At 70.4% G+C, this 13,798-nt stretch carries 11 protein-coding genes; 5 read left to right on the top strand and 6 right to left on the bottom strand.

Features of this window, described 5'->3' with window-relative positions:
* Positions 1-85: 85 nt before the first annotated feature.
* Positions 86-862 carry a hypothetical protein gene (locus MME74_RS15700; RefSeq protein ID WP_267415998.1) on the top strand — a complete coding sequence of 259 codons (777 nt, stop codon included), beginning with the start codon at positions 86-88 and terminating at the stop codon, positions 860-862.
* A 24-nt stretch (positions 863-886) separates the two neighbouring features.
* Here the strand turns inward: MME74_RS15700 and MME74_RS15705 are convergent, their stop codons facing one another.
* The gene (locus MME74_RS15705) at positions 887-1,849 is read right to left on the bottom strand and encodes a LacI family DNA-binding transcriptional regulator (RefSeq protein ID WP_267415999.1); all 963 of its coding nucleotides are present in this window, start codon (positions 1,847-1,849) and stop codon (positions 887-889) included.
* Between the two features lie 91 nt (positions 1,850-1,940).
* Between MME74_RS15705 and MME74_RS15710 the strand changes: the two genes are divergently transcribed.
* From MME74_RS15710 to manD, 4 genes are all read left to right on the top strand, one after another.
* A complete protein-coding gene (locus tag MME74_RS15710) occupies positions 1,941-3,461 on the top strand; it encodes a mannitol dehydrogenase family protein (RefSeq protein WP_267416001.1) in 1,521 nt (506 codons plus the stop codon).
* Complete coding sequence (locus MME74_RS15715; RefSeq protein WP_267416003.1) at positions 3,458-4,462, top strand: L-idonate 5-dehydrogenase; 1,005 nt, start codon at positions 3,458-3,460, stop codon at positions 4,460-4,462. Before MME74_RS15710 ends, MME74_RS15715 begins: the two co-directional genes overlap by 4 nt.
* Before the next feature lie 73 nt (positions 4,463-4,535).
* Entirely contained in the window at positions 4,536-5,936 is a 1,401-nt protein-coding gene (locus tag MME74_RS15720; RefSeq protein WP_267416004.1) for an MFS transporter, read from the top strand.
* Between the two features lie 74 nt (positions 5,937-6,010).
* Positions 6,011-7,237, top strand: coding sequence for a D-mannonate dehydratase ManD (manD, locus tag MME74_RS15725; RefSeq protein ID WP_267416006.1), 1,227 nt, complete (start codon positions 6,011-6,013; stop codon positions 7,235-7,237).
* A gap of 19 nt (positions 7,238-7,256) precedes the next feature.
* Here manD and cydC read toward each other — a convergent pair whose 3' ends face one another.
* From cydC to MME74_RS15750, 5 genes are read right to left on the bottom strand one after another with little or no spacing between them, the layout of a single operon-like run.
* On the bottom strand, positions 7,257-8,945 hold the full coding sequence (gene cydC, locus MME74_RS15730) for a thiol reductant ABC exporter subunit CydC (protein WP_267416007.1): 1,689 nt from the start codon (positions 8,943-8,945) through the stop codon (positions 7,257-7,259).
* Positions 8,942-10,606 (bottom strand): thiol reductant ABC exporter subunit CydD, encoded by a 1,665-nt coding sequence (gene cydD, locus MME74_RS15735; RefSeq protein ID WP_267416008.1) that lies wholly within the window; start codon positions 10,604-10,606, stop codon positions 8,942-8,944. The genes cydC and cydD overlap by 4 nt, the downstream gene beginning before the upstream one ends.
* Positions 10,603-11,631: a cytochrome d ubiquinol oxidase subunit II gene (gene cydB, locus MME74_RS15740; RefSeq protein ID WP_267416009.1), complete on the bottom strand. Its 1,029-nt coding sequence runs from the start codon at positions 11,629-11,631 to the stop codon at positions 10,603-10,605. Before cydB ends, cydD begins: the two co-directional genes overlap by 4 nt.
* A 14-nt stretch (positions 11,632-11,645) precedes the next feature.
* Positions 11,646-13,061, bottom strand: coding sequence for a cytochrome ubiquinol oxidase subunit I (locus MME74_RS15745; protein WP_267416010.1), 1,416 nt, complete (start codon positions 13,059-13,061; stop codon positions 11,646-11,648).
* Complete coding sequence (locus MME74_RS15750; RefSeq protein ID WP_267416011.1) at positions 13,048-13,764, bottom strand: helix-turn-helix transcriptional regulator; 717 nt, start codon at positions 13,762-13,764, stop codon at positions 13,048-13,050. Before MME74_RS15750 ends, MME74_RS15745 begins: the two co-directional genes overlap by 14 nt.
* Positions 13,765-13,798 lie beyond the last annotated feature (34 nt).

Here is a 13,798-nt window from a genome sequence, read left to right on the forward strand (position 1 = left end):
CCCCAGCGAGAGAAGGCCTTTCGAGTTAGGATTGCCTAAGAACCCGCCGCCTGTGGGGGCAGCGATGACGGGAAGGACGCGCAGCATGGGCTTCATCACCTCCGAGGCATTGGCCGACACCGGATACGTCGTCCTCGACGACCACACCTCGCCGACGGACCCGGCCGAATGGCTCGACCTGGAGTACGTCGGCTGGCGCTCCTCCGGCGTCACCCGCTTCGCCCCGCTCACCAGCTACGCCGGCGACGTCGACTGCAACGGATTCTGGAACCACACCCCGCCGCGCACCGACAAGGACGGCGTCTGGGTCGACTCGCAGGTCGCGATCGCGCCGACCCTGCAGCGGCGGGCCCAGGAGCCGGGTGCCGGCATCGGCCGCTGCCGCGTCATCGAACTGCAGCCCAACGAGTACGCCGATGCGATCTACAACCTGCACCAGGACGACAACAACCGCCTCAACGACGAGGGCACCGGCTGGGTGGTCCGCGGGTTCTTCAACCTGTCCGACGACACTGAGTCGATGCTGATCCTGCGCTCAGACCGCTTCGACCCGGCGACCGAGATCCGCCTCCCCCTGCGCGCGGGCTCCCGCATCGTCGTCGACACGCAGCGCTTCTGGCACGCGGTCTGGCACCGCGGCACCGCTCCCCGCTACGCCCTCATCACCTCGTGGACGAGCGGCCCGGAGCTCGACGCCTACATCGCCGCGAACCACGGCGACCCGCACCCGGCGACGGTCGACCTCGACCCGCAGTTCGTCGACGACGCGCAGATCGAGCTGCACCGCCGCATCGAGGAGCGCCGCCGCGCCTTCGAAGCACAGGGCATCGTGATGGAACCGCCCGTCGACATGAACGTCTGAGCACACCCACCGAGGGGCAGCCGGCTACGCGCGCGGCGCCGCCGTCGAAGCCCGCACGATCAGCTGCGAGGCGAGCGTCGCGACCTCGCCGACGACGACACCCGAGATCGACTGCAGCAGCAGATCCACACCCAGGGCACCGCTGCGTTCGATCGGCATCTGCACGGTCGTCAGACCCGGCGTGACCGCACCGGCGAGGTCGATGTCGTCGATGCCGACGATGCTGACGTCGTCGGGGCAGGTGCGCCCGAGCTCGAGCATCCCGGCCTCCAGGCCGATCGCGACGAGGTCGTTGTAGGCGACGACGGCGGTCGCCCCGCTGGCTGCGGCGAGCGCGGCCGCGGCACGCCCGCCCTGGATCGAGGCCGCGTGGTGGCTCAGCCGGGTGAGACGGATGCCGTGGCGCTCGCACGCCGAGGCGATGGTGTCGAAACGGCGCGCATCGGCCCAGGATCCGAGCGGACCGGAGGCGTAGGCGATGTGCTGATGCCCGAGGGCGACGAGGTGCTCGATCGCCTGCGCCGGCCCGTGCTCGGCATCCATGAGCACACAGGGGACGCCGTCGATCTGCCGGTTCACGACGACCGCGGGGGTGCCGCCGATCAGGGCGATCACCTCTTCGTCGGGCAGTCGCGGAGAGCACAGCAGCATGCCGTCGAGCTTGCGGCCCTGCTCGATCTGCTCCCGCTCGCGCCGCAGATCCTCATCGGCGTCGAACAGCACGATGCGGTGACGGCCGTGCCACGCCTGCCCCTGAATCGCCTTGAGCAGCTTGCCGTAGACGGGGTTCGCCACGTCGGGCACCATCACGCCGATGGTGCGCGTGGCGGTGCCGGCCTGCGGGTTCGCGTATCCCAGGTCGGCCGCGGCTTCGAGCACGCGTTCGCGGGTGGTCGGCGCGAGGCGGTCGGGCTCACCGAAGGCACGGGATGCGGTGGCGATGGACACGCCTGCCCGCTTCGCCACGTCCGTCAATGTCGCTGCCACGTTCGCCTTCCGCTTCGCCGCAATCCTAGAGCACGATGCCCGACATGAAAGCGGGTTGACAAGTTTGTACAACTCATACACACTGCTTTACATGACGATCAACGCCGATCTCCGGATCCTGGCCCGCGCCACCCCCGCGACCACCGCTCCGCTGGTCTCCCCCGCAGGCGCCGGCATCCTGCACCTCGGCCTGGGCAGCTTCCACCGTGCGCACCAGGCGATGTACACCGCCGCGGCGATGCAGCGCGACGGCGGCGACTGGGGCATCATCGGCGTCGCCTCCCGCTCGCGCACCGTCGTCGACGCGATGCACGCCCAGGACCTCCTCTACTCGGTCGCCACGATCTCCCCCGCCGGCACCTCGCTCGCGATCCCGGGCGTCCACACCGATGCGTTCGTCGGCGCCGCCCAGCCCGAGCGCGTGGTCGCGCACATCGCCGACGCGAGCATCCGCATCGTCACCCTCACCGTGACCGAGAACGGCTACAGCTACTCCCCCGCCACCGAGCACCTCGACCTGGACGACCCGACGGTGCGCGCCGACCTGCAGGGCGGAGCCCCGCACTCGACCATCGGCCAGCTCGCCCGCGGCCTCCAGGCCCGTGCAGCCGCCGGCGGCGAACCCCTCTCCGTGCTCAGCTGCGACAACCTCGCCGCCAACGGCAAGCACACCGAGAAGCTGGTCCGCGAGTTCCTGCAAGCGCTGCCCTCCGGCGAAGCCTCCGAGGCCCTCGCGTTCCTCGACCGCGCCGTGACCTTCCCCTCGAGCATGGTCGACCGCATCGTCCCCTCGACCACGGCGCAGCTGCGCGACGAGGTCGCGACCCTGCTCGGCGCGCAGGACGCGATCCCCGTCCCCGGCGAGCCCTTCACCATGTGGGCCATCGAAGACCGCTTCGCCGGCGGCCGCCCCGCATGGGAGGCCGGCGGCGCGGTGTTCACCGACGAGGTCGGTCGCTACGAGCAGATGAAGGTGCGCCTGCTCAACGGCACCCACTCCCTCATCGCCTACCTCGGCGCCCTCCGCGGCGTCGGCACGATCCCCGAGGCCATCGGGAGCGAGCGGATCGCGGATGCCGCGCGCGCCGTCATGCGCGCCGAGTACGAGCCCTCGGTCGAGGTGCCCACGGGCGTCGACATCCGCGCCTACGAGACGGAGCTGTTCGAACGCTGGGGCAACAGCGCCCTCGGCCACCGCACCAGCCAGGTCGGCTCCGACGGCTCGGTCAAGCTGCGCCAGCGCATCCCCGAGCCGGCTCTCCTGGCCCTCGGCGATGGGCGCATGCCGCACCTCATCGCCCTCACCGTCGCCGGGTACCTCTCCTGCCTCGCTCCGCTCGACGGGTTCGACCCCGGCGCGCACGCGGCCACGATGACCGACCCGGCCCGCGACCGTCTCGCGAGCCTCGCAGCGACCGCCCGCGACGGCTCCCGACTGGCCCGAGGGGTCATCGGCGAGTTGCGCCTCTTCGGCGCCGAGCTCGCACACGAAGACGCCTTCATCGACCGGGTCGGCGAGCTGGTCGACACGATCCGCCGTCACGGCGTCGACGCCGCGATCTCGGATGCCCTCTCCGCCACCCCCACCACCACGAAGGAGGGACGACGATGAAGTCGCTCGTCATCCACGGCAAGGAAGACATCCGCTGGGAGGACCGGGATGCCCCGGAGCCTCGCGAGGGCGAGGTGCGCCTGCGGGTCGCCTTCGTCGGCATCTGCGGATCCGACCTGCACTACTACTTCCACGGCGCCAACGGCGAGTACACGATCCGCGAGCCCCTGGTCCCCGGCCATGAGCTCTCCGGGGTCGTCGACCTCGACCCGTCCGGCCGCCTCGCACCCGGCACGCCCGTCACGGTGCACCCGGCACGGTACGGCGTCTCGGTTCCCGGCCTGGAGGAGCGCCCGCACCTGCGCCCCGGCGGCGACTACCTCGGCAGCGCCGCAGCGAACCCGCACCGTCAGGGCGGAGCCTCCGAGCTGCTGATCGTCGAGGACCACATGATCCGCGTGCTGCCCGAGGGCCTTCCCCTGGAGCGCGCCGCCCTCGCCGAGCCGCTGGCCGTCGCCCTGCACGCCGTGAGCCTGGCGGGTGACATCACCGGCCGACGTGTGCTCGTGATCGGCGCCGGTCCCATCGGCCTCCTCGTCGTCGCGGCCGCCGTGCATGCGGGCGCCGCGGTCGTCGGAGCGAGCGATGTGCGCCCCGAGCCGCTCGACCGTGCCCGGTCTCTCGGAGCATCCGAGCTCGCCCTCGTCGGTCGCGACACCATCGAGAACGAGTCGTACGACGTGGTGTTCGAATGCTCCGGCGTCGGCGTCGCCCTCACGCAGGCCGTCCGTGCCGCGCGCCGCACCGGCACGATCGTCCAGGTCGGAATGCTGCCGAACACCGACACCGGGGTGAACCTCGCCCCGATGCTGGCGAAGGAGCTCACGATCCGCGGTGCCTTCCGCTTCTCCACCGAGATCGATGACGCGGTGCGGATGCTCGCCGAGTCCGACGCCCTCGACCCGGTCATCTCGCACGTCATCCCGGCCTCCGATGCGGTCCGGGCGTTCGACGTGGCCCGCGACTCCTCCGCCTCCGCGAAGGTCCTCCTGTCCCTCTGACCTCTGTCATCCCCGACACCGAAACGCACTGCCCGCGCTCCCCCGCGCACGACACTTACGAAGGAGTAAACCGATGAGCAGTTCCTCAGTTCCCGGCGTGGATGCGCCCGCCCCGCCGCCCACGGCCAAGCGCTCGATGGGCGACCTGGTCCGCGCCGCCGTCTCCGGCTGGCTCGGCACCGCCCTGGAGTTCATGGACTTCCAGCTGTACTCGCTGGCCGCCGCCCTCGTCTTCAGCCAGCTGTTCTTCGCCGGCGAAGACCCCGGTATGGCCGTCGTCCTCGCCATGGCCACCTACGGCGTCGGCTACATCGCCCGCCCGGTCGGCGCTTTCGTGTTCGCCCGCATCGGCGACCGCGTCGGCCGCCGCAAGGTGCTGTTCTACACGATCCTGCTGATGGGCGCCGCGACCACGCTGATCGGCTTCCTGCCCACGTATGAGCAGGTCGGCATCCTCGCCCCGATCCTCCTCGTGATCCTGCGCCTCGCCCAGGGCTTCGGCGCCGGCGCCGAGATCTCGGGCGCAGGCGTCATGCTCTCCGAGTACGCCCCCGCCAACCGCCGCGGCGTCATCGCCTCGCTGGTCGCGCTGGGCACCAACTGCGGCACGCTGTTCGCCTCGGCGATCTGGGCACTGCTGCTCGCGGTCATGCTCGAGAGCGACGTGATCGAGTGGGGCTGGCGCATCCCGTTCATCGGCAGCGCGGTCATCATGCTCTTCGCCCTGTGGGTGCGGTTCAACCTCAAGGAGAGCCCGGTCTTCGAGGAGCGCACCGACGTCGTCGACGGCAAGGCGCTCTCCCGCGACGAGATGGTCAAGCTCGCCACCGAGACCAACGACATCCGCACGCTGGAGTCGCTCGACCGCAAGCCGATCAAGGCCGTCATCGTGTCGTTCTTCCTGCGCTTCGGCCAGGCGGGCAACTCGGGCCTCGTGCAGACGTACCTGATCTCGTTCATCACGATCACCCTCGCGATGTCGAAGGAGGTCGGCCCCGAGGTCGTCATCGTCTCGTCGCTCCTCGGGTTCCTCACGATCCCGCTCGTCGGCTTCCTCGGCGACCGCTTCGGCCGCCGCCGGATGTACATCATCATGACCGCGCTCTCGCTGCTGCTGATCGTGCCGACCCTCCTCATGATCAACACCAAGGAGGTCGTCTGGATCTTCGTCGGCTACGCGCTGATCCACAACATCTCGGTGCTCGGCCTCGCGTCGATGGAGAACATCTCGATCCCGGAGATCTTCGGCGCCCGCAACCGGTACACGCTCACCGCCATGGTGCGCGAGATCGCGGCGATCATCGCCACCGGCGTCGGCCCGATCGTGGCCGCCGCCTGGGTCTCGGCCGCGACCGGCAGCATCCTCCCGGTCATGATCCTGATGGGCATCTTCACCGCCTCGGCGCTCGTCGCCGCGATCGTGGCCCCGGAGTGGACGGGACGCGATCTCACCGATCCGCGTCCGGCCATGTGACCGCCGCCTGACCGACCCCCTGGGGCGGCCGCGCGACCGCGGCCGCCCCACCACATCACAACGAGGAAAACGACATGACCATCGAGCTCGTCGACGTCAACATCACCAGCCCCGGACGCAACTTCGTCACGCTCAAGATCACGACCTCCGACGGCATCGTCGGCTGGGGGGACGCGACCCTGAACGGCCGCGAGCTCGCCGTCGCCTCCTACCTCGCCGACCACGTCGCCTCCACCCTGATCGGCCGCGACGAGGACCGGATCGAGGACACCTGGCAGTACCTCTACCGTGGACCGTACTGGCGCCGCGGGCCGGTCACCATGGCAGCCATCGCCGCGGTCGACATGGCGCTGTGGGACATCAAGGCCAAGAAGGCCGGGATGCCGCTCTACCAGCTGCTCGGCGGCGCGAGCCGCGAGGGCGTCCGTGTCTACGCGCACGCCTCCGGCACCGACTACGCCGCCCTCAAGAACGCGATCACCGGATACGAGGAGCTCGGCTACACGGCCGTCCGCGTGCAGACCGGCGTGCCCGGCCTCGGCCAGATCTACGGCGTCTCGTCGACCGGACCCGGCGTGCGCTACGACTACGAGCCCGCCAAGCGCTCGGGTGACCGCCCCAGCGAGGAGCGCTGGGACACCCGCACCTACCTGAACCACATGCCCGGCGTGTTCGCGAAGATCCGCGAGGACTTCGGCACCGACCTGCGCATCCTCCACGACGGCCACCACCGGATGTCCCCGATCGAGGCCGCCCGGTTCGCGAAGGACATCGAGCCCTACGACCTGTTCTGGCTCGAGGACTGCACCCCGGGCGAAGACCAGTCGGCGCTGCGCCTCGTCCGCCAGCACTCCACCACACCGCTCGCGATCGGCGAGGTCTTCAACTCGGTGTTCGACTACCAGACGCTCATCACCGAGCGGCTGATCGACTACGTGCGCTCGGCCGTGACCCACACCGGCGGCATCACCGCGATGAAGAAGCTCCTCGACTTCGCCGCGATCTACGGCATCCGCTCCGGCATCCACGGACCGACGGACATCTCCCCGGTCGGCATGGCCGCGGCGCTGCACCTCGACCTCGCGATCCACAACTTCGGCATCCAGGAGTACATGCCGCACAACGCCGAGACGCTCGAGGTGTTCCAGACGTCGTTCACGTTCGACAAGGGCTTCCTGCACCCGGGTGACCAGCCCGGCCTCGGGGTCGAGCTCGACGAGACGGCCGCGGCCGGACACGAGTACACGAAGGCGTATCTGCCGGTGAACCGTCTGCTCGACGGGACCGTGCACGACTGGTGACCGTCCCGCGCGGGTGCGGTCAGACCGTGCGGCCGTCTTCGAGCCGCACCACCCGGTCGACCGTGCCCGCGGGCGGCGCCACGTGCGAGATCAGCAGCACCGACTGCTCCCCCGCCGCTTCCAGCAGATCGCGCAGCAGCGCATCGGATGCATCCGGGTCGACCCCGGCCGTCGGCTCGTCGAGCACCAGCACCGGGAAGCCGCGCAGCAGCGCACGGGCCAGAGCGATGCGCTGAGCCTGACCGCCCGACACCAGCGCTCCCCGGTCGCCCACTCGTGCGTCGAGGCCGCCCCGCTCCTGCGTCCACTCCCCGAGTCCGACGCGGTCGAGCACGGCATACAGTTCGTCGTCGGTCGCCGTGTCACGGGCGAAGAGCAGGTTCTGGCGGATGTCCTCGTCGAACAGCTGCGGGGTCTGCTCGCACAGCCCGATGATCCGCCGGAGCGCCGGACCGGACAGCCCTGCGGCGTCGCGCCCGTCGATCCGGTACTCGCCCTCGACTCGCAGGAAGCCGACGAGTGCCGCCGCGAGCGAGCTCTTGCCCGCCCCGCTCGGCCCTGCCACCAGCACGCGCTCGCCGGGCCGCAGATCGAGGTCGACACCCTTCAGCGCCGGGGCGCCGCCCGGCCAGGTGGCGCGGACGCCGTGCAGCCGCACCGTGGGCGTGCCACCGATCTCGACATCCTCCCCCGCGTCCGGACGGAGCTCCTCGGGCATCCGCTCCGGCAGCACATCGACGATGCGCTCGGCGCTGGAGCGGACGCTGCGCCAGGATGCCGCGGCGATCGGCACCGCGCCGAAGATCTCGAACACCACCATCGGCACCAGCACTGCGACCGCGAGCCACGGACCGTCGACGGCTCCGGTGGCGAGGCCCGGCGCTGCCGCCGCGAGGGCCCAGACGGAAGCTGCTCCGGCGACAGCGGAGACCACGCCCGCGGCGACGGCCTGGGCGAGGGAGGCTCGGGAGACCACCCGGCGCAGCTCCGCGTCCGCGGCAGCGATCCGCGCACGCGCCTGCTCCTCGGCGCCGTAGGCCAGGAGCACGTCGAGGCTCCCGAAGTAGTCGACGAGCGCGGCGGAGAGATCGGCGCGGCGGGCGGACACGAGCGCCTCCGCGCGGGAGCCGAAGACCCAGCCCAGACCGATGGCGGCCGCGACGGCCACGATCAGGCAGACGGCCAGGGTGAGGGCGGCCGGCGGCGACACGAACGCGATGAAGCCCACGGCCCCCACGGCGACGAGGGCCGCGACTCCGAGCGGCTGCACCACGCGCAGCGGCAGGTTCTGCAGGTTCTCGACGTCGTCCACGAGCGCGGCGAGGACCTTGCCGCGATCCGTGGCGCCGAGCCCGGCGGGAGAGAGCGGGGTCAGCCGGCGCACCATGTCGGCGCGGGTGGAGGCCAGTTGGCGGAGGGCCGCGTCGTGTCCGCTGAGGCGCTCCAGGTAGCGGGTGACCGCTCGGGTCACGGCGAAGAACCGCACCCCGACGACCGCGATCGACAGCGGCACCAGCGAGTCGACGATGGAGGCGCTCACGATGAGCCAGCCGCTGACCGCGAGCAGGCTCACGGCGGCACCGGCGGACAGCACGCCCCAGATCAGTCCGGGCAGGAATCGCCCGATCGGCGGCTGCGCGAGGCGGAGCACCTCCCGGATCCGCTGACGACGCGTCTCCCCGATCACCTGAGCGGGTCGAAGGGTCATGCGCTCACCCCCAGCGCCACGATCCGATCGGCGATGTCGCGTGCCGTTCGGCGGTGGGACACGAGGAGGATCGTCGCCCCGGCATCCGCCCTCGCGCGCAGCGAACCCCACAGCCGTTCCTCGGTCACGGGGTCGAGTGCACTCGACGGCTCATCGAGCGCGAGCACACGCCCGGGGTCGGCGGCGTGCCGGTAGAGGGCCCTGGCCACCGCGACCCGCTGCGCCTGCCCGCCCGACAGCCCGCTGCCCTGCACGCCGAGCTCGAGCGTGGGGTCGATGGTCTCGGCGCACGCGGCGTCGAGCGCGGCGCGGACACGGTCATCGTCGGGGGCCGGGTCGCCGAGCGCGACGTTCGCCGCGACGGTCCCGCGCGTGAGCCCCGGAGCCTGCCCGGCCCAGGCGAGCCAGTCGGCGGGCGAGAGCGCGCGCAGGTCCTGGCCGGCGAACACGGCCACTCCGTCGTGGTCGACCGCGCCCCGCAGCGCCGCGAACAACGAGGACTTCCCCGATCCGCTCGGCCCCTCGATCAGGGTGATGCTCCCGGGCTCGGCGGTGAAGGACACGGGCGGCAGATCGCGCACGCGGAGCTCCTCGACAACGAGGGCCCGGTCGATCCCCGCGCGCATGCGCGGTTCCGGGGGCCCGTCGACGCCTCGCGCACGGAGAGGACGGGTCTCGTCCCGCCCGCCGACGCCCTCGGCCGCCCGGGCGCGCTCTCCCGCGGCATCCAGCACGTCGAACACGTCCTCGGTCGCGGCGACCCCCTCGGCGGCCGCGTGGAACTGCACGCCCACCTGGCGGATCGGCAGGAACGCCTCGGGCGCGAGCAGCAGCACGAACAGCCCCACCTCGAGCGTCAGGTCGCCCGACAGCAGCCGGAATCCCACGCCCACCGCGATCAGCGCCACCGCGAGCGAGGCCAGCAGCTCCATCGCGAAGCCCGAGAGGAACGAGTACCGCAGCACCTTCATGGTCTCGCGTCGGTACTCGTCCGCCGTGACCTCGATACGGTCGGCCGCCCGGCGGTCCCGGCCGAACAGCCGCAGCGTCGACAGCCCCTGCACCGTATCGGCGAACCGGGCCGCGAGGTGCTGCAACGTCTGCCACTGCCGCTTCTGGACGGTGCGGGTCGCCATGCCGATCAGGATGAGGAACAGCGGGATGAGGGGCAGGGTGATGATCGCGGTGAGTCCGCTCGGCCAGTCCTGCCACCACATGACGGCGACGAGCACGGGCGTCGCGATCACGGTGAGCACGAGCTGCGGGATGTAGCGGGCGAAGTAGGCGTCGAGCGCCTCCAGTCCGTGGCCCGCGGTGACCGCCAGCGCCGTCTGATTCCGCTGCGCCAGCCAGCCCGGTCCGAGTCGCCCCACGGCGGCGATCAGGGCGGCGCGCAGCTGCATCCCGGTCTTCGCGGCGGCGCGGGTCCCCGCGGCGTCCGAGGCCGCGATCAGCAGTCCCCGCAGCAGCGCCGTCAGCAGGAGCCAGATGAGCGACGAGGTGACGTCACGGCCTGCGAGCGCCCCGGTGACGGCATCCGTCAGCAGCCAGGCGAACACGATGACGACGGCGGTCTGGACGACGCCGATCAACGCGGATGCCGCGAGGAACCCCCTCGCGGCACCCGCGTATCTCAGCAGTCTCGGGTCGACGGGTTTCACGCGTGCGCCGGCGCCCCCTCGATGGACTTCCGGGTGACGCGCTTGCGGAACACCCAGTACGTCCATGCCTGGTAGGCGATCACGAGCGGCATGGCCACCAGCGCGGTCCAGCTCATGATCTGCAGCGTGTACGGCGTGCTCGACGCGTTGGCGATCGTGAGGCTGAAGGCCGGGTCGATCGTGGACGGCATCACGTACGGGAACAGGGCCGAGAACAGCATCACGACGGCGAACAGCACGGTGAGCATGCCGGCGAAGAACGCACGACCGTCGAATTTGCGCATCGACAGCACCACCGCGCTCAGCAGCGACACCGCGGCGAGCGCACCCGTCACCACGACGAGCCACAGCAGCGGGGCCTCGCGGCCGGCCGCGATCCCGATCGTCCAGACGACCGTGCCCGCGGCGGCGAGCACCGTCGGGATCGCCGCGACCTTCGCCAGACGCTGCGCGTCCTCATGCACCTGGCCGTCGGTCTTGAGGGCCACGAACAGCACACCGTGCAGGAAGAACAGGAGCAGCGTGGTGATGCCGACCAGCAGGGCGTACGGGTTGAGCAGGGCGAAGAAGCCGCCGACGTAGATGTGGTTCTCGTCGATCGCGACACCCTGCACGATGTTTCCGAACGCGACGCCCCAGAGCAGCGCCGGCACGGCGGATCCGATCACGATCATCCGGTCGAAGCCGCGCTTCCACGCCGCGCTCTCGCGCTGATGCCGGTACTCGAACGAGACGCCGCGCAGGATCAACGCGAGCAGGATCAGCAGCAGCGGCAGGTAGAACCCGCTGAACAGCGTGGCGTACCACTCGGGGAACGACGCGAACAGACAGGCGCCGGCGACGATGACCCAGGTCTCGTTGAGGTCCCACACCGGGCCGATGGTGTTGATGACCTGACGCCGCGAGACGTCGTTCTTGCCGAGGAACGGCAGGGACATGCCGACGCCGAAGTCGAACCCGTCGAGGACGAAGTAGCCCACGAAGAGGAAGGCGACGATCCAGAACCAGAGTGTTGCGAGATCCATGATGCTCCTCCCTCTCAGTAGACGACCGACGGCAGCTGGGCCGTCTCGTCATGTGGTTGCTCTTCGGTGTCGGGCCCCTTCTGCGCGGCCCGGATGATGAGGCGGATCTCGACGACGGCGAGCGCGGCGTAGATCGCCGTGAAGGTGATCAGCGAGATGAGAACCTCGACCCCGCTGACACCGGGCGAGACGCCGTCCTGCGTGGTCATCAACCCGAACACGATCCAGGGTTGCCTGCCCATCTCCGTGAAGACCCAGCCCATGATGTTGGCGGCGAGGGCCAGCGGGAACGACCAGATCGCGAGCTTCCACATCCAGGGTGCCGGGGGCTTCTTGGCGCCCTTGCGGGTGAGCCACAGGCCGGCGACGGCGACGAGCGCCGCGGCGATGCCCAGGCCGATCATCCAGCGGAACGCCCAGTACGTGATCCACAGGATCGGCGCGAAGTCGGTCAGTCCGGTGGCCGCGTAGGTCTGGCTGTACTCGGCGTTCAGATCGTTGATGCCGTGCACGCACGCATCGAGGGTGTGCGTGGACAACAGGGACAGCAGATACGGCACCCTGATCGAGAACAGCTCGGAACTCCCGTCCGGCGTCCCCAGCGTGAAGATGCTGAACGAGGCGTCCGGACCGCAGACGGTGTTGAAGGTCGCCTCCGCGGCCGCCATCTTCATCGGCTGCGCGGCGTACATCGCGAGCCCGAGCTGGTCGCCCGTGAGCACCACGCCGGCGGTGGAGACGATCATGGCCCACAGCCCGAACTTGAGCGAGATGCGCATGGTGTCGAAGTGCTGCCCGCGGGCCAGGTGCCAGGCGGAGACCGAGATCACGACGCCGGCGGCGAACATCAGCGCGCCGAAGATCGTGTGCGGGAAAGCCGCGAGCGCGACCGGGTTGGTCAGCAGCGCCCAGAAGTCGGTGAGCTCGGCCCGGTTGGTCTCGGGGTTGAACGTGTAGCCGACCGGGTTCTGCATGAACGCGTTGGCCGCGATGATGAAGTACGCCGACAGGATGCTGCCGATCGACACGCACCAGATCGTGGCCAGGTGCAGCTTCTGCGGGAGCTTGTCCCAGCCGAAGATCCACAACCCGATGAAGGTCGCCTCGAAGAAGAAGGCGAACAGGCCCTCGAAGGCGAGCGGGGCGCCGAACACGTCGCCGACGAAGCGGGAGTAGTCCGACCAGTTCATGCCGAACTGGAACTCCTGCACGATGCCGGTGACGACGCCCATGGCGAAGTTGATGAGGAAGATCTTCCCGAAGAAGCGGGTCAGGTGCAGGTACTGGACCTTGCCGGTACGCACCCAGGCGGTCTGGAAGATCGCGGCGACGAGCGCCATGCCGATCGTGAGGGGGACGAACAGGTAGTGGTAGACGGTCGTCAGCCCGAACTGCCATCGGGAGAGGACGAGCGGATCAAGCCATTCCATGCACGACTCCTGTTCTCTGTGGCCGCTGCCTCGTGCTGTGACGCAGCCGCCCCGTTATCTCGACCAGCTGCGCGGTGGTGTCGCGCAGCTGCACGGTGCAGTCCGACGGCAGCACGGCATCGTGCACTCGCTCGGCTTCCAGGGGTCCGCCGGCCTCGTTGAGCACGCTCTGCATCAGGTCGAGATGAACCTGGCAGAGGGTCGGCCGGTCTTCCGGGCGACCGGCGGCGTGCGGGCAGGGGCTGAGGTCGATCGTGAGGCCGCGGTCGTCGACGACGGGCTCGAATCCGCTCTCCTCCAGGTGCTCGACGAGGGCGTCGAGCTGGTAGGTGGCCTCGCGACCGAGGTCGGATGCCGCGTCGGGGAGCATGCTCCGCATGAGGTCTCCGCGGCGTGCGGCGGCCTTGGCCTTGTCGCGGGCGACCGGACTCGACGCGCCGGGGGCCCCGGTCGCCGCGCTGTACATGGTGCGCGGACGCCCTCTGGTCGTGCGGTGCTCGACGGTGGGGATCACGTAGCCGCCCTCGATGAGGCGCTGCAGGTGCTCGCGGACCGTGTTCGGGTGCAGCCCGGTGGCGTCGCACAGCTCGGCGATCGTGAGCTCGGCCCGGGTCCGCGAGCTTCCCGCTTCGAAGAGCAAGTGCAGGATTCGCACCCGGGAGTAGCTCGAGATCGGCCCGCAGACGGGCCCGCCGTTGGCCATGACTTCATTATTGCGTGGGCACGGGCGCGGTACG

The organism is Microbacterium oxydans (genome assembly GCF_026559675.1).
Lineage (GTDB): Bacteria > Actinomycetota > Actinomycetes > Actinomycetales > Microbacteriaceae > Microbacterium > Microbacterium oxydans_D.